The organism is Paenibacillus flagellatus (genome assembly GCF_003217775.1).
GTDB lineage: Bacteria > Bacillota > Bacilli > Paenibacillales > NBRC-103111 > Paenibacillus_AB > Paenibacillus_AB flagellatus.
The window spans coordinates 33,780-56,302 of record NZ_QJVJ01000004.1; the positions used below are offsets into that span (position 1 = coordinate 33,780).

Annotated in this window: 15 protein-coding genes; 1 reads left to right on the forward strand and 14 read right to left on the reverse strand. The window is 59.1% G+C overall.

The annotated features are described in order from the left end of the window. Positions 1 to 84: 84 nt before the first annotated feature. Positions 85 to 489, reverse strand: coding sequence for a MarR family winged helix-turn-helix transcriptional regulator (locus DLM86_RS09745; protein WP_110839823.1), 405 nt, complete (start codon positions 487 to 489; stop codon positions 85 to 87). A gap of 284 nt (positions 490 to 773) precedes the next feature. On the opposite strand from DLM86_RS09745, the gene DLM86_RS32340 reads away from it, so the two are divergent. Beyond that, positions 774 to 944 (forward strand): hypothetical protein, encoded by a 171-nt coding sequence (locus DLM86_RS32340; RefSeq protein WP_170143704.1) that lies wholly within the window; start codon positions 774 to 776, stop codon positions 942 to 944. A 6-nt stretch (positions 945 to 950) separates the two neighbouring features. Here the strand turns inward: DLM86_RS32340 and gyrA are convergent, their stop codons facing one another. From gyrA to DLM86_RS09810, 13 genes are all read right to left on the reverse strand, one after another. Then, positions 951 to 3,395 carry a DNA gyrase subunit A gene (gyrA, locus tag DLM86_RS09750; RefSeq protein ID WP_110839824.1) on the reverse strand — a complete coding sequence of 815 codons (2,445 nt, stop codon included), beginning with the start codon at positions 3,393 to 3,395 and terminating at the stop codon, positions 951 to 953. A 149-nt stretch (positions 3,396 to 3,544) separates the two neighbouring features. Next, the gene (parE, locus tag DLM86_RS09755; RefSeq protein ID WP_281272112.1) at positions 3,545 to 5,623 is read right to left on the reverse strand and encodes a DNA topoisomerase IV subunit B; all 2,079 of its coding nucleotides are present in this window, start codon (positions 5,621 to 5,623) and stop codon (positions 3,545 to 3,547) included. Between the two features lie 111 nt (positions 5,624 to 5,734). Beyond that, the gene (locus tag DLM86_RS09760) at positions 5,735 to 6,733 is read right to left on the reverse strand and encodes an ABC transporter permease (RefSeq protein ID WP_110839825.1); all 999 of its coding nucleotides are present in this window, start codon (positions 6,731 to 6,733) and stop codon (positions 5,735 to 5,737) included. Further along, positions 6,726 to 7,694, reverse strand: coding sequence for an ABC transporter ATP-binding protein (locus DLM86_RS09765; protein ID WP_110839826.1), 969 nt, complete (start codon positions 7,692 to 7,694; stop codon positions 6,726 to 6,728). Before DLM86_RS09765 ends, DLM86_RS09760 begins: the two co-directional genes overlap by 8 nt. Before the next feature lie 15 nt (positions 7,695 to 7,709). Further along, positions 7,710 to 8,513 (reverse strand): GDSL-type esterase/lipase family protein, encoded by an 804-nt coding sequence (locus tag DLM86_RS09770; protein WP_110839827.1) that lies wholly within the window; start codon positions 8,511 to 8,513, stop codon positions 7,710 to 7,712. Positions 8,514 to 8,663: 150 nt separating this feature from the next. Beyond that, complete coding sequence (locus tag DLM86_RS09775) at positions 8,664 to 9,947, reverse strand: glycoside hydrolase family 18 protein (RefSeq protein WP_110839828.1); 1,284 nt, start codon at positions 9,945 to 9,947, stop codon at positions 8,664 to 8,666. Positions 9,948 to 10,148: 201 nt separating this feature from the next. Next, a complete protein-coding gene (locus DLM86_RS09780; protein WP_425453954.1) occupies positions 10,149 to 12,026 on the reverse strand; it encodes an ABC transporter ATP-binding protein in 1,878 nt (625 codons plus the stop codon). Continuing rightward, a complete protein-coding gene (locus tag DLM86_RS09785) occupies positions 12,023 to 13,795 on the reverse strand; it encodes an ABC transporter ATP-binding protein (RefSeq protein WP_110839829.1) in 1,773 nt (590 codons plus the stop codon). Before DLM86_RS09785 ends, DLM86_RS09780 begins: the two co-directional genes overlap by 4 nt. Before the next feature lie 404 nt (positions 13,796 to 14,199). Beyond that, positions 14,200 to 17,877: a dynamin family protein gene (locus tag DLM86_RS09790; RefSeq protein WP_110839830.1), complete on the reverse strand. Its 3,678-nt coding sequence runs from the start codon at positions 17,875 to 17,877 to the stop codon at positions 14,200 to 14,202. A 69-nt stretch (positions 17,878 to 17,946) separates the two neighbouring features. Continuing rightward, entirely contained in the window at positions 17,947 to 18,219 is a 273-nt protein-coding gene (locus tag DLM86_RS09795; protein WP_110839831.1) for an NAD/NADP transhydrogenase alpha subunit, read from the reverse strand. A 36-nt stretch (positions 18,220 to 18,255) separates the two neighbouring features. Next, the gene (nth, locus tag DLM86_RS09800) at positions 18,256 to 18,921 is read right to left on the reverse strand and encodes an endonuclease III (protein WP_110839832.1); all 666 of its coding nucleotides are present in this window, start codon (positions 18,919 to 18,921) and stop codon (positions 18,256 to 18,258) included. Positions 18,922 to 19,052: 131 nt separating this feature from the next. Further along, positions 19,053 to 21,785 carry an S-layer homology domain-containing protein gene (locus DLM86_RS09805; RefSeq protein WP_110839833.1) on the reverse strand — a complete coding sequence of 911 codons (2,733 nt, stop codon included), beginning with the start codon at positions 21,783 to 21,785 and terminating at the stop codon, positions 19,053 to 19,055. A 52-nt stretch (positions 21,786 to 21,837) separates the two neighbouring features. Next, entirely contained in the window at positions 21,838 to 22,377 is a 540-nt protein-coding gene (locus DLM86_RS09810; RefSeq protein WP_110839834.1) for a GerMN domain-containing protein, read from the reverse strand. Between the last annotated feature and the right edge of the window lie 146 nt (positions 22,378 to 22,523).

Consider the following 22,523-nt stretch of genomic DNA (forward strand, 5'->3'; position numbering starts at 1 on the left):
GGTCCGCTCGGCGGACGCGAAAAAAGCGCAGGGAGCCCGTCTCTCTGCGCTTTCGTTTATTTCGTAGGGCAAGCGATCTTCGGATCAATTCGCGACTTTGCCGAGCAAGTAGACGAGCAGCTGCTGGTTGTGCGACGAGATCCGGTCGAGCTGGGAGTGAATGAACTCGTTGCGGATATCGACGCCGCGTCCGCACTCGGCTTTCCCTTTCTCCGTCGGGATGACCCAGACGATGCGGCGGTCCTTCTCGTCGCGCTGCCGGACGATCAGCTCGTTTTTCTCCATCCGGTCGAGCAGCGTCGTCACGGCGGCGGGCGTCGTATTCAGATGCTCGAGCAAATCCGACGGCTTCATCCGATCTTGCGTGAGCAGCACCTCCAGCACGTTCAGCTGACCTTCCGTCAACGTGGGTGCAAGCTGCGTCTCCATATGCGTTTTCAAGTCTTTGCTGATTTTGCTCCACAATTTGGCGAATTCTTTGGAATACATGAGGGACCTCCTAAGAGCTTTGCGAGAGCAAAGCTTGCTTCGAAAGGATACGCTTGAGCTTTGCGTAAGCAAAGCTTGCTTCGAAAGGATACGCTTGACTTCCGTCCGTTTCTTCCTGTTGATCCTATTATATCATTCGCCCATGTCGGATAAAAGGTTAATACTATTAATATTTTGCAACAGAAAACGGGAAAACGTTTAACGTTCTGCTAGCTTTCTACATATACTGCACTATACGATGCGGAACTTGACGAACAGGACCCGATCGAAGGAGGATGAACCGGATGGATCAAGCGCTCAAGGCGGAAATCGTGAAGAAAGCGTTGACCGAAGGCATAATAAACGACCCACAGTGGCTTCATAGGCTGGATGAGCCTATGCCTGTGTGGGCCGTTATCGAAATGCTCGTCAAGTTGCTCGAGAAGCTGGATCCGCCGTACGAAACGTACGACTGACCGCGATTATACCGGCGTCGGACGTTTCACGACGGCCGTTACGAGATCACCTTTGGCGAGCGGAATGACCGATTTGCCCGGCGACTTCCGGTCCTCGATCGACGCTTCCTCGGTCGAAAACGTATGCTGTGCGCCGCTTTTCATAATCGCGGTCAGCTGGAAGGCGTGCTTGACGAACAGCGCGTCCTGCAGCGCCGTTCCGTTCGGCTTCACCCGCTTGCCTTCCTTGAACTCGAACGTAATGATCCCTTTGCCGCCCCTTCCTTGCACGGGGTAGTCGAGAAGCAGCGAGCTTTTGGCGTAGCCGAGATCGGAGATGACCAGTATTTCGCCTTCCTCGCCTTCCACCCATGCGGCGGCGACGACTTCGTCCTCGTCGCGGAGCGAGATGCCCCGGACGCCGGCGGCGGCACGCCCCATCGGATTGACTTCCATTTCCTTGAAGCGGATGCTCATCCCGAGCCGAGTGACGATCAAAATCTCCTTCGTGTTGTCGCTCAGCGCGACTTCGACGACCTCGTCCTGCTCGGCCAGCTTGATCGCGACGATGCCTCCGGTCCGGTTCGTATAATACTCCTTCAGCTCCGTCCGCTTCACCTGTCCGCGCTTCGTCACGAAGACGAGCGATTTCCCGGGCTCGTCGAACGATTTGACCGGGATGACGGAGACGATCCGGTCTTCTTTGGCGATCGGGATGACGTTGACGATGGCCGTCCCGTTTTCTTTCCATTTGTATTCCGGCACTTGATGGACCGGCAATACGAAGGACAGCCCCTTTTGCGTACAGATGAGCAGGTTGTCGATCGTGTTCACTTCGAGAATGTGGCGGATGTAGTCGCCTTCCTTGACTCCCGAGCTTTCGATCTCGCCGCCGGAGCGGGTGTACGACATCATGCTCGTCCGCTTCAGGTAACCGTCGTTCGACAGCGTAACGAGGACGTCCTCCGGCGTCACCATCACTTCGAGGTTCACCTTCAGCTCCTCGACTTCCTCCTGGATGTCGGACCGGCGATCGATGCCGAACCGGCCGGCGATCTCCGTCATCTCCGTCTTGATAACGCCCATCAGCTTCCGCTCGCTCGACAAGATGCCGCGCAAGTAGTCGATCGTCTTGCGGATTTCCTTCAGCTCTTTCTCCAGCGTCGTAATTTCAAGGTTCGTCAGCCGGTACAGCTGCAGCGTCAAAATCGCGTCGGCTTGACGTTCCGTAAAGCCGAATTTGTCGATCAAGTTTTGCTGCGCATCTTGGCGGTTTTTCGACGCCCGGATCGTTTCGATGACCTGATCGAGGATGCTGAGCGCTTTGACGAGCCCTTCCAAAATGTGCGCCCGGTCTTCCGCCTTCTCCAGCTCGAACTGCGAGCGGCGCGTGACGACTTCCTTCTGGTGGTCGACGTAAGCGGACAGCATTTCCTTCAGCCCGAGCTGCCGCGGCGTTTTGTTGACGATTGCCACCATGTTGAAGCTGTAGGCGACCTGCAGATCGGTTTTTTTCAGCAAATACGTCAAAATGCCTTGGGCGTCCGCTTCCTTCTTCAGCTCGATGACGATCCGCAAGCCGTTCCGCCCGCTCTCGTCGCGAACCTCGGCGATGCCTTCGACCTTCTTCTCGATCCGGATCGTCTCGATCGACGTGACGAGCTTCGATTTGACGACTTGGTAAGGAATTTCGGTAATGACGATTTGCTGACGTCCGCCCTTCATCTCTTCGATCGCCGTTTTGGCGCGGATGTAGATGCGGCCTTTGCCCGTCCGGTACGCCTCCTTGATTCCTTCCGAGCCCATGATGATGCCGCCCGTCGGGAAATCCGGACCTTTGATAACCTGCATCAGCTCTTCGAGCGAGATGTCCGCGTTGTCGATCAGCGCGACGCAGGCGTCGATGACTTCGCGCAAGTTATGCGTCGGAATTTCCGTGGCGAAGCCGGAGCTGATGCCGCTTACGCCGTTGACGAGCAAGTTCGGATAGCGCGAAGGAAGCACGACCGGCTCCTTCGTCGTGTTGTCGAAGTTGTCCTTGAACTGGACGGTCCGCTTCTCGATGTCGCGCAGCAGCTCCATCGCGATCGACGACAGCCGCGCTTCCGTATACCGCATCGCGGCCGCCGGATCGTCGTCCATCGAGCCCCAGTTGCCGTGGCCGTCGACGAGCATGTGCGCCATTTTCCACGGCTGGGCCATCCGCACCATGCCTTCGTAGATCGAGGCGTCGCCGTGCGGATGATAATTGCCCATAACGTCGCCGACTGTCTTCGCGGACTTCCTATACGGCTTGTCCGGCGTGTTGCCCGCCTCGTACATGGCGTACAAAATGCGCCGCTGCACCGGCTTCAAGCCGTCGCGGACGTCGGGAATGGCGCGGTCCTGAATAATATATTTCGAATAGCGGCCGAATCGGTCGCCTACCACTTCTTCCAAAAACGCGGGAGAATATTGCTCCGGTACGCTCAAGTGTGACTTCACCTCGAATCGAAATTTAGCGCATGTCCCATACGCTTGTAAATAAGGTACATTCGCACGCTATTTCGACGATGCAGCCCCGTTTCGCGTCGCATAACGTACAAATGTACCTTATTTTGCGGCGGCGGCGCCGCGCCGCGTTACTCCGCGTACTCCGTAAAATCGACGTTCTCGATAATCCATCGCTTCCGCGGGTCGACTTTATCGCCCATCAGCGTGGAGACGCGACGCTCCGCTTTGGCGGCGTCCTCGATCTGAACTTGGAGCAGCGTCCGCGACTCGGGGTCCATCGTCGTTTCCCACAGCTGGTCCGGATTCATCTCGCCGAGCCCCTTGTACCGCTGCAGCTCGACCGATTTGCCCAGCTCCTTCATGACGGCGCCGAGCTGCTCGTCGGAGAACGCATACTTCGTCACCGAGTTTTTCCCGGCTTTTTTCGTCACCTTGTACAGCGGCGGCTGGGCGATATAGACCCGGCCCGCGTCGATCAGCGGCTTCATGTACCGGTAGAAGAACGTCAGCAGCAGCACCTGAATATGCGCGCCGTCCGTGTCGGCGTCGGTCATGATGATCACTTTGCCGTAGTTGATTTCCTCCAGCTCGAATTCGGAGCCGACGCCGGCGCCGATCGCCGCGATTATCGCCTTGTACTCGTCGTTTTTCAAAATGTCGCCGAGCTTCGCCTTCTCCGGGTTCATCGGCTTGCCCTTGAGCGGCAGTATCGCCTGATGGCGCGAGTCGCGGCCCTGCTTCGCCGAGCCGCCGGCGGAATCGCCTTCCACGATGAACAGCTCGTTGCGCATATAGTCTTTCGACTGCGCCGGAGTCAGCTTGCCGCCCAGGTTCGAGCTTTCGCTCTTGCCCTTCTTGCCGTTACGCACTTCCTCGCGCGCCTTCCGGGCCGCCTCGCGGGCTTTCGCCGACTGCACCGCCTTCTTCAGCAGCAGCTGGGCGACTTGCGGGTTTTCCTCCAGGAAAACCGCCATCTTCTCGGAGACGACCGCATCGACGGCGCTCCGCGCCGAGGCGCTGCCGAGCTGGTCTTTCGTCTGGCCGACGAATTCGACCTCGCCCATCTTGATGTTGATGACGATCATCATGCCTTCGCGCAAATCGACGCCCTCGAGATTTTTCTCTTTCTCCTTCAAGAGCCCCGCCTTGCGGGCATATTCGTTCATCACGCGGGTGTAAGCGGTTTTAAACCCCGTCTCGTGCGTGCCTCCGCCCCGCGTCGGGATCGAGTTGACGAACGAAGCGATCGTCTCCGTATAGCCGTCGTTGTACTGGAACGCCACTTCCACCTCGATGTCGTCTTTCTCGGCGACGAAATGGATGACGTCGTGCAGCACGTTTTTGTCCTCGTTCAAAAACTGGACGAACTGCTTCGCGCCGCCCTCGTATTCGAACGTCTCCTCGTTGCCCGACCGCTCGTCCTTCAGCGTCACCTTCAGCCCCGAATTCAGGAAGGCGATTTCCTGAAGACGCTCCGCCAGCGTGTCGTAATTGATCGTCGTACCGCTCTGGAAGACGCGCTTGTCCGGCTTGAACGTAATTTGCGATCCCGTCCGGTTCGTGTTGCCGAGCACCTCGAGACCGGTTACCGGCTCGCCGACGTGCTCCTTGCCGTCCTTGTCGACCCAATATTCGAACCGCTGCCGGTGCGTCTTGCCGTCTCGCCATATTTCCACCTCGAGCCATTCGGACAGCGCATTCGTGACGGATGCGCCTACGCCGTGCAAGCCGCCGGACTTCTTGTACCCCGCTCCGCCGAACTTGCCGCCGGCGTGCAGCACGGTGAAGACGACCTGAGGCGTCGGAACGCCCGTCTTGTGCATGCCGGTCGGAATGCCGCGGCCGTTGTCGCGCACCGTAACCGATTGATCTTTATGTATGATGACGTCGATTTTCGTGCAATATTTCGCCAGATGCTCGTCCACCGCGTTGTCGACGATTTCCCATACGAGGTGGTGGAGGCCCGAGGCGCTCGTGCTGCCGATGTACATGCCCGGCCGCTTGCGAACCGCCGTCAGCCCTTCGAGAACCTGAATGTCGTCCGCTCCGTAATCCGAGCCGGCTTCCGGCGAGGCCGGCGCGGCCGATTTTTGCTTGCCGTCGGGAGATTTGCCGCCGGCGGCCGTCCTGGCGCTGCCCGTCGGGCCGGCCGATTTTTTGCCGTCCGCAGCCGCGTGCTCCGCAAACAAGTCCAACTGCTCTGTCAATCCGCGTCCCCCTGTTCCGTGACAATGTTGTAACAACTATTATGCATTATACTCAAAGCGGATCGCTTTTACCATGCCCCCGTCGAGAAAAGCGCGATTCGGCCGCCTCCGTCAATTCAAAATGTCTTTTCGGGTGAACGCCCAAAACGACGCGATCAGCGAGGCGATCCCCCAAGCGGACAAGACGGCGAGCGAAAATCCGAGAGTCATCCCTTCGATCGGCGGTAGCCGCCCGGCCAAATAATCGGTCAGCGACAAGTTGACCATGAACAAATATTTCGCCGTCTGCCAAGACGAAACCATGTTCGTCAAAATGCTCCCGGCGATCAGGACGGCCAGCATGATCCCCATACCCGCCGCCGTGCTGCGGACGAGCACCGAAACCATGATCGACATGAGCCCGACGATGAGCGCGGCGAACCAGATGAGGCCGAGCTGCATGAGCAGGTACAGCCAAGCGGGAACCGGGTGAACGTAGGCCATGTCGACCTCCGCTCCGACGATTTTGAAGCCCGTAAACATCGGCAAGTCCCAGCCTCCGTAACCGAACACGAGACCGGATATCAAATACGCGAGCGCCGTCGTCGCGAACACCGTCAGCGAGATGTAAAAAACGAGCGCGATATATTTGCTCGCTAGCACTTTCCATCGTCGCACCGGCCTCGTCAGCAGCAGCTTGATCGTCCCCGACGAATGCTCGGACGAAACGAGGTCGGAGCCGATGACCATGACCATGAGCGGGATGAACAGGCCGATCGCGTTCGCCATGAACGTGGACGTGAACGTGACGCCGTTCGGCGCCTTCGGGTCGACGTTTTTGTCCAAATAAAATTGCAGCACCTTGACCTGCACCCGCATATATTTTTTCCATTCCTCGGGCACCCGGTTGCTGCTCAGCCGGTTCGTATAGTCGCGGATTTGCTGCTGCGTCTCGAGGCGCCAGTCTTGGGTGCCGAACTGCTTCTTGTTGTTTTGCGCCACCTTCATCTGCGCGTACGTGAACATCGGGATAAGCGCGGCGAGAATGAGCAGAATGACGAAAAACCGCTTCTTCTTCCATATTTTGACCGTTTCGTTATGAACCAACGGATAGAGGCCGACGTTATTCAATTTTTTCACCCTCCGTCACGCGCAGGAACAGCTCTTCCAGCGTCGGATTCGTAATCTGGATCGCGTAAACGCGAATCCGCTCGGCGACCATGCGCTCGTTCAGCTCCGGGATGCGCGCCTCGTCCATCTGCACCGTCACGGCCCGGCCGGGTGCCGACGCGTTCGTCTCGTCACCCGCCAAGCCGAGGGCGGCCGTTTCGAGCAGCTGCACGCCTTCCGTCTCGGCCAGCAGCGCCTTCGCCCGCTCGACGGGCTCGGCGTGCCAGACGACCGTGCTGCCCGCCTGCCGCAGAAGCTCGTCCACCTCGCCGACGGCGATGACGCTGCCGTGGCTGATGATCGCCACCCGATCGCACATTTGTTGAATTTCGCTGAGCAGATGGCTCGAGACGAACAAGCTCAGCCCTTCCGACGCCAGCCGCTTGATGAAATCGCGCATCTCCTTGATCCCTTGCGGGTCGAGCCCGTTCGTAGGCTCGTCCAGGATGAGCAGGCTCGGGCTGCCGAGCAGCGCCTGGGCGATGCCGAGCCGCTGGCGCATGCCGAGCGAGTACGTCTTCACCTTGTCGCCGATCCGCTGGCCGAGTCCGACGATATCCGTCACTTCGCGGATGCGCTCCGCGCCGACGCCGGGAAGCATGCGCGCGAAATGCTCGAGGTTTTCCAGACCGGTCATGTACGGGTACAGCTCCGGGTTTTCGACGATGCAGCCGACTTGGCGAAGCGCCTCGGTCGGCTGCTTGCGGATGTCGTAGCCGCCCAGCTCGATCGTCCCTTCGGTCGGCTTGATCAAGCCGACGAGCATCCGGATCGTCGTCGTTTTGCCGGAGCCGTTCGGCCCGAGAAACCCGAATATTTCGCCGCGCTTCACTTGGAACGAAATGCCTTTGATGATCAGCCGGTCTTTGATGCGTTTCTTCAATTGATGAACGGACAATACGATTGACGAGTCTCGGGTCATCGGGGCTCCCTCCGTTTATTCAAGCGCCTGAACGACGCGGTCTGCAATCCGGACATACCCTTCCTGATTCGGGTGGAAATGATCGCTGTACATATATTTCGCGAATTGGAGCTGGAACAGGTCGAACGTCGGGACGTACACCATGTTCGGGAACCGGTTGGCCACGTCGAACGCCCGGTCGTTCCATTCCTGGACGTGGACGGACGCGGGGCGCATTTCCGGAAGGTCGTAGAACGGATTGTACACGCCGACATAGACGATCTTCGCCTTCGGGTTCAGCTGGGCGAGCCTCGTCAATATTTGCTCCAGCCGATTCATCGGCTCCGGCAGCCGCTCGCGCACTTTGTTCGCGTCCAGCTCGTTCGTTTGGCTGTTCATGACGTCTTGTCCGACGGCGAACAAATCGTTGCCGCCGATCGTCAGCAGGACGACGTCCGCCTTCTCGATGCCGTACGGGACCCCGTTCGCTTTTTGCAAATCGTTCAGCAGCTGGTCCGTTTTGTAGCCGTTGATGCCGTAATTGCCGATCAGGTTCACCTGCTTTTTCGTCACGGCCGCCAGCTTCTCCCTGACGTTCTGCACGTATCCTTTGCCGCTGACGTCCCCGGTGCCGACGGTAAGCGAGTCGCCGAGCGCCACGATGTCGATCGTCGTCTTGTTCTCCTCTTCCGGCTGTGCGGGACTCGCCGTTCCTTCGTACGGGGCCGGCTTCGGATTGATGACGTCGTTGACGGCATAGACGAGTCCGCCGATCCACAGCGCCGTCGTCAGCAGCGCGGCGGTGCCGATCGTGATCCACAATGTTCGCGTCGAGTTCAAGTTGGTCCCTCCCCTTAATCGCCACGCTTTTAGAGTAAAGGTTCCGACCGCAATTTGCAAATGTTGGCCGGCTTCCCGTCCCGACGCAAAAAAACCTCTCCGGCAAGGGCCGAAAAGGCTTTGTTCAATGGGCCGCGTCCGGAGCGGCGCTCATTTGTATTTCTTGATATTGAAATTCGCTTCGAGCAGCGCCCAGTTTTGCGGGAAGCGTTGTCCGAGCACCCAATAGCTGATGCCGCGCAGGCCGTACTCCTTGATCAGGTCGAACTTCGCCTGCATGCTGCGCGCATCCTCGAACCAGACGATGTGCTGCCTTCCGTCGTTGTCGTAATACCGGAAGAACGGCGCTTGGGCCGTATAATCGTACTGGATGTACGCACCGACGTCGCGGGCGAGGTTGACCGCGGCTTTCGGGCTGAGCGTCGGCGCGAATTTGCCGCCGGGCGTGTACGGCAGCGTCCAGTTGTAGCCGTACAGCGGCGCCCCCATCATGATTTTGCCGCGCGGGATGACGGTTACGGCGAAATCGAGCACGCGCCGCACTTGGGGAATCGGCGCCACGGCCATCGGCGGCCCTCCCGACCATCCCCATTCGTACGTCATGATGATGACGAAGTCGACGATGCGCCCGTGCGCGGCGTAATCGTGCGCCTCGTACCAGGAGCCCGCCTGCGTCGCGCTCGCCTTCGGCGCGAGAGCGGTCGAGACGAGCTTGTTCTCCGCGTGAACCCGTGCGGTGATGTCCCGCAAAAACGCATTGTACTTTTCCCGGTCGGCCGGAAAGACGTGCTCGAAATCGATGTTGAGCGCGTAAAAGTTTTTGGCGCGCATCGTCGCGAGCACATTGTCGATCAGCTTGCTTCGCGTGTCCGGGTTGTCGAATACGGCGCGCGCCGTTTCCGCCGAAAACGTGCCGCTTTCGAAATTTGTAATGACCATCATCGGCACCGCGTTCGTCCCCCGGATCGCCGCCAGCGCCGCTTCGTCGTTCGGCGGCTGAAGCGTGCCGTCCCTTCGCACGATATATTGGAACAAGCTGAAATAGGTCAAAAATTCGGCCGTTTCGTTCACGATCGTACGGTCCGTCTCCGCATTGGCCGGCTGCAAGTAACCGTTCGTCTCGATCGTGCGCTTCGCCCCCTGGCGGGGAATTCGCAATCGCTGGCCGACGTACAGCTGGGACGGGTTCGCGATATTGTTCGCCCTCGCGATCTCGTCGACCGGAATGCCGTAGCGCCGCGATATCGACCAGAGCGATTCGCCTGGCGCGACGACGTGAACCGACTCGCTCGTCGGGATGACCAACGCTTGGCCGACCGCGAGCCGGGTCGGCTCGTCGATCTCGTTGACGCGCACGATATCGTCCACGGAAACGCCGTACCGTCGCGCGATCGCCCATAACGACTCGCCGGGATTGACCACTTCGATTTGCATAGTTCTCCTCCTCCGAAATTGCGGACGTTCGCGTTCGGCCGCAAGTTTCCGCTCTATTCCAATGGCTATTCGGAGGCCGGCCGCTATTTGCCTGTCCCGCGAAAAAAAGTCGCCGAACGCGAAAAAACGGCACCTCTTCACGGGAAGAGATGCCGTCTGAACAGGTGCCGTCCGGCCGATCGCCGGCGTCCCGGACTTTCGTTATACCGCTTCGCTCAAAAACTTGTACTGCGCCTCGACGAGGCCGAAGTAAATGCCGCCGCGGCGCATCAGCTCGTCGTGCGTTCCTTCCTCCATGATGGAGCCGTGATCCAGCACGACGATTTTGTCGGCGTTGCGGATCGTGGACAGCCGGTGGGCGATAATGAACGACGTCCGGCCGACCAAGAGCGTCTTGAGCGCCTCTTGGATTTTCAGCTCGGTCTCGGTATCGATGCTCGCCGTCGCCTCGTCGAGAATCAGGATGCGCGGGTTGGCGAGCAGCGCTCGGGCGAACGAGATCAGCTGACGCTGTCCCATCGACAGCACGTTCCCCCGCTCCTCCACCTGCGTGTCATACCCGTCGGGCAGCTTGCTGATGAAGTCGTGGGCATGGACCGCTTTGGCCGCGGCCTCGACCTCCTGATCGGTCGCTTCGAGCCGGCCGAACCGGATGTTGTCGCGAATCGAGCCCGAGAAGATGAACGTATCCTGCAGCACGATGCCGACTTGCGAGCGCAAGCTTTGCAGCGTCACGTCGCGTATATCGTAGCCGTCCACGAGGACGCGCCCTTCGACCGGATCGTAGAACCGGCACAGCAAATTGATGATCGTGCTTTTGCCCGAGCCGGTATGGCCGACAAGCGCGATCGATTGTCCGGCCTTCGCCTCGAGCTCGATGCCCTTCAGCGCCGGACGCCCCGCCTCGTATTCGAACACGATCCGTTCGAAGCGGACGTTGCCCTCGATAAGCGGCATCGTCTCCGGCTTCTCCCGTTCGCCGACCGTCGGCTTCTCGTCCAAAAACTCGAAAATGCGCTCCGAGGAAGCCATCGCCACGAGCAGCTGCTGGTACATTTGCCCGAGCCGGTTGATCGGCTCCCAGAAGTTGCCGATATAGTTCGCGAACGCGACGAGCATCCCGATCGTCAGCTCTTTCGACTCGATCAAGTGGGAGCCGTACCAGAACAAGATGCACGTGCCGATCGCCCCGGTCAATTCGATGATCGGGTTGAACGTCTGGTTGAGCATCGACGCTTTGTCCCACGACTTTTTGTTCACTTGGTTCATGTCGTTGAAATAGTTGATGTTTTCCTTCTCCTGCGTGAACGCCTGCGTCACGCGGATGCCTTGGATGCACTCCGACAAGTGGGAGTTGATCCGCGACTGCTTCACCCGTACGTCCTGCCACGCCCGGCGCATCCGCGTCCGAAGCGAGGTCGAGACGATGAACATGAGCGGCACCGTCAAGATGATGGCGAGCCCGAGCTTCGGGCTGAGCGAGAGCAGGATGACGACGATCCCGATCAGCTGTACGATGTCGATCATCAGGTTGACGACGCCGTGCGTCAGCAGCTCCTGCAGCGAGTTGACGTCGTTCGTCACGCGGACGAGGACGGACCCCGCCGGACGTTTGTCGAAGAACCGGAACGACAGCTGCTGAATATGACTGAAGAGATGATAGCGCAAGTCGTAAATGACTTTTTGCCCGATGACGTTGACGGAACGGATCCGGTAATTGTTGACGAGCCACTGTACGATATACAGCGCCAGCATCGTGCAAGCGAGAATCATCAGCTGGTTGCCGTCGCCGTTGAAAATCGCCTGGTCGATCGCCAAGCTGATCAAGTACGGTACGGCGAGCTTCGTAATCGTGCCGAGAATCATCGTGACGAGAATGATCGGCAGCAGCTCCTTGCGGTAAGGCTTCAAGTAGGAGCCCATTCGCTTCAGCTGGTTCCAGTCGAACTTCTTCTCCATCTTGTCGTCGTCTTGATAGACGAACCGCTCGCGCAGGCGGGCTTTGGCGTCGGACTGCGCTTGGGCTCCGCCGCGCTCCTGCGTATGGCTCTGCGCGGGATCTTCCTTGGACCGGCTCAATTGGCCACCCTCCGTTCTTCCGTTTGCTTCGCAAAATCGGGATGATCCGAATATTGGATTTTGTACGTTTCGAAATACGGCCCCGGCTGCTTCAGCAGCTGCTCGTGCGTACCGCGCTGAGCGATGCGGCCGCCGTCGAGCACGATAATTTCGTCCGCCTGCTTGAGCGACGAGATCCGGTGCGCGATAATGAACGTCGTCCGCCCTTTCATCAGCTCGCGGAAGCCGGCTTGGATCTCGTGCTCGGTTTCCATGTCGACGGCGCTCGTGGCGTCGTCGAGAATTAATATTTTCGGATCTTTGATCAGCGCGCGGGCGATCGCGATCCGCTGCTTTTGACCGCCGGAAAGCCCCATACCCCGTTCGCCGACGATCGTGTCGTACCCGAGCGGCAGCTCCATGATGAAGTCGTGCGCTTTCGCGAGCTTGGCGGCGCGGAAAATTTCCTCGTCCGTCACGTCCTTGCGCCCGTATGCGATATTGTTGCGGATCGTCGACGAGAACAGGAACGTCTCCTGGAAGACGAGCGCGATTTGCTTGCGCAAGCTTTCGATCGTGATGTCGCGAATGTCCCGTCCGTCCAGCAAAATGCGGCCTTCTTTAATATTGTAGGCGCGCAGCAGCAGCTGGATGACGGTCGACTTGCCGGCTCCCGTTCCGCCGAGCAGACCGATGACCGAGCCTGCCGGAGCGTCGAGATGGAAGTCGATGAGCGCCGGCTGCTTCTCGGGATACGCGAACGTCACGTGCTCGAAACGAACGCCTCCTTTCACCTGCTCCGGTTGAAGCGCGATCGCTCCATCCTTGTCCTTTACATGTACGTATTGGTTCAATATTTCCAAAACCCGCTCGCCCGACGCCTTCGACTGCGTATAGTTGTTAATATGGAAGCCGATGTCGCGCATCGGGGCGATGATGTACCAGATGAAGCTGAAGAACGCGACCAGCTCGCCGAGCGTCATCGAGCCATTGATGACGAACATGCCGCCGGCCGTCAGCAAAATGACGACGCAAACCGAGGACAGCAGCTCGAGGATCGGGAAAAATCTCGCCCACGTATGGGCCAAATTGATATGGCTTCCTTTATATTCTTCGCTCCGCAGCGCGAACTTCTTCACCTCGTGCGGCTCGCGCGCGAACGATTTGACCGTGCGAACGCCCGTAATGTTTTCCTGCACCGCGGTCGTCAAGTTGCTGACCGCCTGGCGGATCGAGCGGAACTCGGGATGAATCCGCTTCTCGAGACGTAGCGCCGTGAAGACGAGGAAAGGCATCGTGACGAACGTAATGAGCGTCAGCTTCCAGTTCATCGTCAGCATCATGATCGCCCCGAACGTAAACATGAGAAACACGTTCAAAATTTGCGCGAAGCCGAATCCGATAAACTGCCGGATCGCTTCCAAATCCGCGGTCAGCCTCGACATGAGGTCGCCCGTCTTGGCCCGGTCGTAATATTGGAAAGACAAGTACTGCAGCTTCTCGTACAGCGCGTTGCGCAGCGTGAAGGCGATCCGGTTGCCGAGCCTTCCTCCGGCGAACCCGTGACAAAACGCGAACGACGCTTTGACCGCGACGACCCCGACGACGAGCAGCGCTAGATAGGGCACCCATTCGAATTGTTCCTTCTTGATGACGTTGTCGATCAGGAAGCGGAGCAGGTGCGGGTACACGAGCCCCAGTGCGGTGGAACACATCAAACAGACGATCGAGATGAAGAGCAAGTACCGGTCTTTCCAGTAAAACTGCTTCAACTGCTTTAAAACGTTCATTTTCGCCCTCCTAGCCGGCTGCTTTCCAATTTCTTAATGAATCTTAACACCATACCCTGGTTCGAGCAATCGACCGAACCCGAAGAAACGATCAATATCCCCCTTATACCCACAAAATGAATCGAAAACGGAACGGAATCCATAAGATTCTTCCGTTTCATCGCCTTAACCGTCTATGGATGCGTTTTCACGAAACTTGTGAAAATTGGGTGACAATCCCCCGTACGACCGTCAAAAACTGCCTGTCCCCCCTCCCGATAAATGGAAATATACCGGGCTTACCGCCCGGTTTAGACGCTCATTCCGCGATCGCCCGCAATCGTTGCGCAACGATCTCAAATCGGTATCGGTTGTCGAAAAAAAGACGCCTTCGACCGATGCGAAGACGTCCTTCCGTTAGCGATTCACGCTTCATTCGCGAGGGACTGCAGCCGCGTGCGCGTCCGGACGAAGCCGTCCACGTCGACTTTCATTTCGAGCGCCGCCAGCATCCCTTCCGCATGCTCCTCGAGCAGCTCGGCCAATCGGCGGTGAACCGATTCGGCCCGCTCCCGGAATTGGCCGGCGTATTCGGCCTCGAACGCGGTTCCGTGCCGATCGACAAACTCGGCGATGACCGGCGTGAGCACCTTCTCAACCGCCTCGCGAAGCTGGCCTTTGCCCGGGCCCTCGAAAAACTGCTTGCCGTTCTTGTAAAAGCCGGCCAGCCACTTCTCGTCGGCGGCCGCTTCGATCGACTCGGCTACGGCGGGCGTCCGGAACGGGGCGGGCTCGTAGGCGCCCCCTTCGAACCCTTCGAGCAGCGCGGCGATCCGCTGTCGCTTCTCGTCGTGCCGCTTTGCGGCAAGCCGGTTCAACGCGTTCTCGATGCGCAGCGTCGTGGCGTACAGCTCCTGCGACAAATCGTAGGAGACGAGCCGAAGCAGCTCGAACCACGCCGCCCGCATCGAGCTGCGGATTGAGCCGGCGTCTTCGCGAAGCGCAGCCGGGTTGAACGCGTACTGGAACAGCTCGCCGAACCGGTACGTCAGCCGCTGCTTCACGTAGTAAAGCAGCTCCTGAATTTCCTTCCCCGCTTCCCGCTCCTCGGACGACGTATCGACGTCGCGCAGCAGCTCCTCCGCTTTCGCGCGGGACTCCCGGACTTGCGTCATTTTTCGGCTGCGCGCTTCTTCCCCTTCCTTGGCTCCCGCAATCCACCGGTTCAACAGCGACAGTGAACGCTCCAGCTCCTGATCGGCCGATCGGACGGCGATCCCGGCCAGTTCGCCGACGGCGAAGCGGACGAACTCCTTTTCGAAGCGCACGATGCCGCTTCCTTTGGCGACGGCTTCGTCCCGGCGCATTTTGCCTTCGAGCGCCATCAGGCTCGACACCGGATAAATGCGCGGATTGCGGATGCCGTAGCGAAGAAGATTGTCGGCCACGTGTCCGACGACGCCGTTCAGCTCCTCCTCGCTTGCGGCCAAATCGGCCGCGTTGACGAGGAAAAACATTTTATCGAGCTCGAAGCTGTCCTTCACCCGGCCGAGCTGGAGCAAAAATTCCCTGTCCGCCTGGGAGAACGCATGGTTGTAATAAGTGACGAACAAGACGGCGTCGGCGTTCTTGATATAGTTGAAGGCGACGCCGGTATGCCGGGCGTTGATCGAGTCCGCTCCCGGCGTATCGACCAAAATCATGCCCTGCTCGGTCAGCGGGCAGGCGTAATACAGCTCGATATATTCGACGAAGCACGATTTGCTCTCCTCGGCGACGTAGTCGCGGAACAAGTCGAGATCGACGCGAAGCTGCTCGCCGAGCGCCCCTTTCGCTTCGCCCCATCCTTTGCGGACGGCTTGCAAAAACGTATAATGCGGCTTCCCGTTCGGACCGACCCGGTCCGGCGACAGCCGGTTGATTTCGGCAAGCGCCGCTTCCATATCGGACGCTTGCGTGCCGAGCGCGTTCAAGGAGTAAAGAACGTCGTCGCGGATCGCTTCCGCCGACTTCATCTTCACCTTGACCGCGCCATGCGGCCAGTCGTCCGTCGGCGGCATGATCTTGTTGATCGCCGCCGTCGTCGGGTTCGGCGATACGGGGAGCACCGGCTCGCCCATGAGCGCGTTGGCGAACGACGACTTGCCCGCGCTGAACGCGCCGAATAAGGCGATCGTGAACCGGCTCTGCTCGAGCCGCTCGGCCTTCTCGCGCATCGAGCGGACGACCGATTGCATCGACGGAATCGGATCGAGCAGCGCGTACGCTTCCTTCAGCTTCGACGCCGTCCGCGCCATCGTCGCACGGAATCCTCCCGGCGCGTTCGCGTCGGCGCCGGATTCCGTCTCGGGCCGTGCGCCCGTTCCGGCGCGGTCGAGCGACAGCTGCCACCGCGACGACGTCTCGCCGGCGCCGGTTTCCGGTCGATAAACGGGGCTCGGCGTGTCGTCCCCTTTGAACGATCGAGGATCGGGAAGCGGTCCTTCGACGGACGGACCGTCGATGACGGCCTCCGCCAGCAGCTTTTCGATCCGCTCCCGCTCTTCGCGCTCGATCGCCTGAAGCCGTCGATACGCGGTCAGCCGCTCCTCCAGCCCGCGCCGCTCCTCTTCAAGCCCCGCCGCTTCGCGTTCCGCTTCCGCGGCAGAGCGCCGGACGATCTCGTCGATCCATTCGAACGCCGTTCGGCGGAAGACGCTTTTCGTCTCGGCGGCGATATGCTTCGAGTAATTGAGCGTGTATTCGTTCGAAGCGATCGCCCCGGCCTGCACCTGGTCGGCCAGCCAATCCGCCCCGACCGCGTTCCGCGCTTCCGCAAGGGCTGAATCGATCGCCGCCGCGTCCAAGCCGTACCGCTCCCCGGCTTGCAGCAGCATGGCGCGCATATGCCAGACGATGCCCGCTTCCACCTTCTCCGTGTAATCGGCGGCGAAATCCGATAGTCGGCTCTCGATTTCTTTCGCCGTCGCGGACGCCCGGGAGAAGAAGCCGACCTTGAAGCCGGGCTTGCGGCTTTGCAAATAATGGTGGGCTTTATCTCGCGTCGTCGCCGGCGTCACGTTGGCGTTGTCGAGCAATTGGGACGCTTCCTTGCGGAGGTCGGTCCGCAGCTTCTCGCCGGCTTGCCGGAGCTCGCCGATGCGCGCTAGGATCGCCTCGTACCGTTCCGGAAGCCGTTCCTCACCGTCCCGCTCGATTTGCGCCCGCAAGGACGCCTTCTCGTCCTCGTTCCGTTCGGCCAGCCATTCGCCGTGCTGGCCGATGACATGGCGCAGCGACTTCGCCAAGCTGTCGCGCCGAAGCGGCTCCGCCCGCTCGGTCAGCCGGCCGATCAGCCAGACGAGCTTCTCCCATTCGTCGTTCCGGTCGTCCGGCCGCTTCACCGACGTGAACAGCAAGCCGTCCGGCTCGATATGCCAGCTCTCGAACGAACGGACGACGCTTTCCCGGTACGCCTCGAACGGCAGCTCGCCCTCCCGGTGCTTGTCGATCATGTTGACGATCAGGTAAAGCGGCTTGCCCCATTCTTTCAGCTGCTTCGTAAACGCGAAGTTGATCTCCGACTGGACATGGTTGTAGTCCATGACGTAAAAGACGACGTCGGCCATATGAAGCGCCGATTCGGTCGCCGTTCGGTGCGCGTCGTCGGTTGAGTCGATGCCCGGCGTATCGAGCAGCGTCGCCTTGTCGCCGAGCAGCGGAATCGGATAGCGGATGTGCACCGATTCGATCGCCTCGCCGTTTTTGCAATAGGCGTCCAGTTCGTCCAAAAGCACTTCGACGAGCTCCGGCCCGCCGTCCGCCGGCCCCGCCTTCTTGACGACGGCGCCCGCCTCCCCGTTGCGAATCGTCACGACGTTCGCGCTGGTCGGGATCGGACTCGACGGCAGCAGCCGATGCCCGCACAATTTATTGATCAAGCTCGATTTGCCCGCCGAGAAATGTCCGCAAAAGGCGATATGCAAAGCCGGCTCGGACGCCTTCCCGGCCAGCTGCCTCAGTTTCTCCGCATGTTTCTTGTCGCCGGCCTCCGCCATTCGGCGGGCGACCGTTTCGATCGTCTCCCCCGCTTGCGTCGTTCCCCGGATGTCTACAGCATTCATGACTTCGCTCTCCCCAGCTCTGTTGAAAAATGTCCGATATAAAAGAAAAAAACCGAATTTCTCCGGTTTCTAGTGTATCACAAATTCATTTTCAGGTATAAATATTTCGAACACTTCCCCGTGCTGCAAAATCGTAATGTCTTTGTCCTTCACTTTCATGACGACGACGTCCGGTTTCGTGCGCATCCGGTCGATATAGTGCTCCGGAACGTCCCCGGACTCGCTGACCGTGACGCCCTCGATTTCCTTTTCTTCGTTCTCGGCGAGCGGGGTGCGGAGCACCTCCTCGTAAATGTCGGAAAACAATTCGAAATCGTTCGTATAGACCGCGATGCATTTCATGCCGGTTCCCACCTTCGATTATTGGCTGTTGTTGCTTTACTTGTTAGATTTCCTCTTTATGGGCATTTTCATACGCCGTTTTCCTTCCGGACATCGATCGACCAGCGGACACGCGCTGCATTGCGGGTTTTGCGCCTTGCAATGGTACCTGCCGAAAAAAATGAGCCGATGATGCGTGATCGTCCATTCGTCGCGCGGTACCTGCTTCATCAGCTTGTGCTCGACCTGCAGCACCGTATCGTCCGGGCCGGCCAAGCCGAGCCGCTTGGAGACGCGCTCCACGTGCGTGTCGACGGCGATCGCCGGTACGCCGAACGCGTTCGAGACGACGACGTTGGCCGTCTTGCGCCCGACGCCGGGCAGCTCGACGAGCTCCTCGTGCTTTTCCGGCACTTGCCCTCCGTGCTTGTCCAACAGAAGACGGCACAAGCTTTGGATGTTTTTCGCCTTGTTGCGGAACAGCCCGATGCGGCGAATGTCCTGCTCGAGCTCTTCGAGCGGCACCGCCAAGTAATCGTCCGGCGTTTTGTATTTGCGAAACAGATCGACGGTTACTTTGTTGACGGTCTCGTCCGTGCATTGGGCCGACAGCAGCACCGCGATCGTCAGCTCGAACGGGTTCGAGTGGTTCAGCTCGCAATGGGCGTCGGGAAACATGCCGGCGATCGTGTCGAGGATGTGCCGTACTTTTTTGCTCGTCATCCGTCATGCACCTCGCTAAAGGATCGTTGCCGTTTCGCCGCCAAGGTTCGATTATACGCTAAAAAACGCCGCCGGCGCAAGCGGTGCTTGCGGCCGGCGACGCGTACCAACCGAACGTAGGCCGGATGACGTTACGGCTTGGCGATTTCCACGATTTTATCGTTGATCAAATAGACGGTAACGACGTTGCCGCTGACGAGCGCGGTCGGCGCGATCAGCTGCGTGCCTTGGTGGATATACGCTTTGTCGTGCAGCGGGTACGCCAGCTTGTCGTTGACGGTGCGGCGCATCAGGTTCAGCACCTTGGTCGACGCATCGTACGATTGGACCGTGCGCTGCTCGCCCGGGATGATGAGGACGGTCGTGTTGCCCGACGTATCCTTCACCATCTCGACGCGGTCGTCCGGCTTCACCGACGCGAGCGACGGCAAGACGGTCGAGCCGTTACGCACGGAGACGTTCGTTCCGGTCTCGAACACGCGGGAAACGTTCGTATAATCCGTAACGGTCACCCGATTCGCCACCGCATCGACGCCCGTCACTTTGCCCCGGACGGCATCGAGTACCTGGACGCTCTCGATCGATTTGCCCATGAACGTAATTTGCAGCGGCTCGTCGACCGCAATGTCGTTCGTGCTGACCGGCTGCCCGTTCCGGTGTACCGGCAAGCCGGACAACGAATACGAGGACGTGTTGCCGGCCAAATCTTTCACCGTAATCCGGCTGTTCGACGCATCCTTCGATATCGTATGGACGAGCTGCGTCTCGCGGACGGATACCCCGACGACCGTCTGCTGCGTACCGTCGAAGAAGCCTCGCACGTAATCGCCCGTGCGCAGGTCGGTCAGCTTGGCCGACGGCAGGCTGTATTTATCGACGGACGTGTAGCTCAGCGTTTTGTACGTCTGGTAGCCGCCGGTCGGCGTCTTGATCGTCAATTCTCCGGTCGTCGTGCTGACGCTCGTCACGGTTCCTTCCATACGCGTCGCGATTTGAACCGACAGCAGCGTGCTTTCCGATGCGACGACGTTGACGCGCTTGCCCTTGACGAAGTTCGACTGAAAGTTGGCGAGCGTCAGCTCGGTGTTGTCATACAGGAACCGGGTTTTGTCGGTGACGAGATAGCTTTTCGGGTTGCCGAGCTCGTCCTTCACAAGCAAAATTTTGCTGTCGGCGATATACGTTTCGATCGTCGCCAGCGTGAAGTTTTGGATGCTCCGGCTTTGTACCGTCACTTTGTCGATTTTGTTCTGGTTGATTTCCAGCTTCAGCTGGTCGCCCGGCATCAAGTCGCGGATGGAGCCGAACGAGCCGTCTCCCATCACAACGAGCACGCGGTCGGACGCTTTGTACGACGCCAGCTCGTCGCCGGACTTTTGAATCGTAACGATCGTCTTGTCGTCGCTGAGCGAAAGAAGCTTCCCTTCGTCGCGCTTCTCGACAAGCTGCTGTACGACTTCCACTTTCACGACCTTGCTTTTCTTCACTTCGACGCGCACGATGTCGCCTTCGAACAAATTCGCGGGATCGAAATAGTTGTCGCCCTGCCAGAAAACGGACTTGTCGGTCACTTTGAACGCTTCCTCGGCGCCGGTCTGCCGGTCTTTCACTTTGACGGTCAAATTGACGGGGTCGAACGACAGGAACGCCGCGTCCACCGTCTTGTTGATCGGCATTTCCTTGACGACGATTTGCGAAATTTTCGCGTCTTGAATGAGCGCGTGCTTTTTCAGCTCGACGACGGAATCTTCCTGCAGCGAGCCCAAGCTTAAGCCGGCGCCGTTCAAGTCCCGCACCGATACGTTCGAAGCGAGGTCGTATGTATAATATTTGCCGTCCACCTCGATCGAGGCGGTCAATTCGTTCATATCGACGCTGACGAGCTTCCCTTCGACTCCGGTCATCGGAATTTCGTCGTTCGTCACTTCGATCAAATAGGCGGTACCCTGCTGATGCAGGACGTACACCTCGTTGTACAGCTTTACGTCGGAAGGCGTCAGCCGCGTCGTATCGTTTTTGTACGTGTAGAACGAAGCGTTCGTATGAAGCGTCACGTCTTTCGTCAAGCCGTTCTTGTCGCGAATCGTCAGCTTGGAGCCGTCGATCGCCATTACCGTGCCGACCAGCGCGCGGTCGGACAAGTTCGGCGAATATTTCTCGGCCCGGCTTAGGAACGTCGCCATCTGAGCCCGCGTCACGCCGTCGGCCGGCCGGAACGTATTGTCCTCGAACCCTTGGACGATGCCGAGCGATACCGCTTCGTTGACGTAGCCGGCGTTGCCGGACGAAATTTTATCGTTGTCGGCGAATGTGCCGGGGAATTCCGCTTTGGCGATCGCGTCCTGCTTTTTGCCGATGGCGCGCACGACGATTTTGGCAACCCACTCGCGCGGCGCTTCCTTCGTTCCCCACTTGGAGGCGGCGGCGTCATATTCCTCTTGAAGATCGATCAGCCCTTGATCGATCGCATACGCGATATAAGGCCGCGCGTCGCTTCTCACGTCGCTCCACGGAAGCGAAATCGTCGCTTTGTTCTCGAGCGCTTTGCTCTCGAGCCCCATCATCCGGATCGCCATAATGATGACGTCCTGCTGGCTCACTTTGCTATCCGGGTTATACCGGCCCATATCGTCGCCTTGGACGATGCCTTCAAGCAGCAGCTTGGAAATATGCTTGACGGCCCAATGGCTCGACGGTACGTCCGGGAAGCTGAGCTTGACATTGGCGGACGACGAAGCGTTCGTCGTCCCCGTCGTCGTGCTGCCTCCCGATACTTCCGCATAAGCGGGTGCCGCCAGCACCATCGACGATACGAGCGAGTAGGCGACGGCCATTGTTAACGTTTTTTTCATGTTGCGTTTCATCCCGTTTCTCCCTCCGCATTGTTTCCCATGATTGTCCTGTCGAAGCGCCGCTTCAGTTCCGTTTGATCGGATGCGGGAGGCTTACGTGGCCCATCAGGCTTTCGGTTTGCTTGCCTTCGACGAGCACGTCGATCGACTGCACTTCGGCGAACTGGAACAGCGACTTGCGGATCGACTCGACGAGCAGCTGTTCCCCCGGAGAACCGAGCCGTCCTTCGGCGGCGATCGCGAGATCGACGACGACTTGGCCGTCCTTGAACGCGGCCGAACGGTAATCGATCCCCTTGCTGAGCGACGACAACGAGGCGTCCGGCGACGTCTTCAGCGCGTTCAGCGCCGCTTTGTACTTATCGGAATCGCTCGCAAACGTTATCGTCGCTTCGCGCTCGATCAGCTTGTCGAGATTGTCGTCGGCGTAATACGTTTTGATCGTAAGCTGCTTGGCAGCAGGGGCACCGTCGTTCGGCTTCGCGCCATGCGTCGTGCCGGACGGCGCCGGATCGGTTTTCGTCTTCGCGTTGGCGCAGCCGGTTAACGCCAGGGCGACGGCGACGCCAACAACAATATGCTTGTAACCGAAACTTCGCTTCATCGAATCACTCCTAAGAACTTTGCCGTAGGCAAAGTTTACTACGAAAGCATACGCTGAACTTTGCCGAAGGCAAAGTTTACTTCGTAAGCCTAAGCCGAGCTTTGCCTAAGGCAACGGCTCGGCATATACCGGACCGATGCATCCGT

What these genes read in the sequence shown, in the direction of transcription:
- DLM86_RS09795 (WP_110839831.1), bottom strand. Translation starts at nt 18,219, where the DNA reads ATGAAATGCATCGCGGTCTATACGAACGATTTCGAATTGTTTTCCGAC.
- DLM86_RS09745 (WP_110839823.1), bottom strand. Translation starts at nt 489, where the DNA reads ATGTATTCCAAAGAATTCGCCAAATTGTGGAGCAAAATCAGCAAAGAC.
- DLM86_RS09765 (WP_110839826.1), bottom strand. Translation starts at nt 7,694, where the DNA reads ATGACCCGAGACTCGTCAATCGTATTGTCCGTTCATCAATTGAAGAAA.
- DLM86_RS09785 (WP_110839829.1), bottom strand. Translation starts at nt 13,795, where the DNA reads ATGAACGTTTTAAAGCAGTTGAAGCAGTTTTACTGGAAAGACCGGTAC.
- DLM86_RS09775 (WP_110839828.1), bottom strand. Translation starts at nt 9,947, where the DNA reads ATGCAAATCGAAGTGGTCAATCCCGGCGAGTCGTTATGGGCGATCGCG.
- DLM86_RS09790 (WP_110839830.1), bottom strand. Translation starts at nt 17,877, where the DNA reads ATGAATGCTGTAGACATCCGGGGAACGACGCAAGCGGGGGAGACGATC.
- DLM86_RS09805 (WP_110839833.1), bottom strand. Translation starts at nt 21,785, where the DNA reads ATGAAACGCAACATGAAAAAAACGTTAACAATGGCCGTCGCCTACTCG.
- DLM86_RS09810 (WP_110839834.1), bottom strand. Translation starts at nt 22,377, where the DNA reads ATGAAGCGAAGTTTCGGTTACAAGCATATTGTTGTTGGCGTCGCCGTC.
- nth (WP_110839832.1), bottom strand. Translation starts at nt 18,921, where the DNA reads ATGACGAGCAAAAAAGTACGGCACATCCTCGACACGATCGCCGGCATG.
- DLM86_RS32340 (WP_170143704.1), top strand. Translation starts at nt 774, where the DNA reads ATGGATCAAGCGCTCAAGGCGGAAATCGTGAAGAAAGCGTTGACCGAA.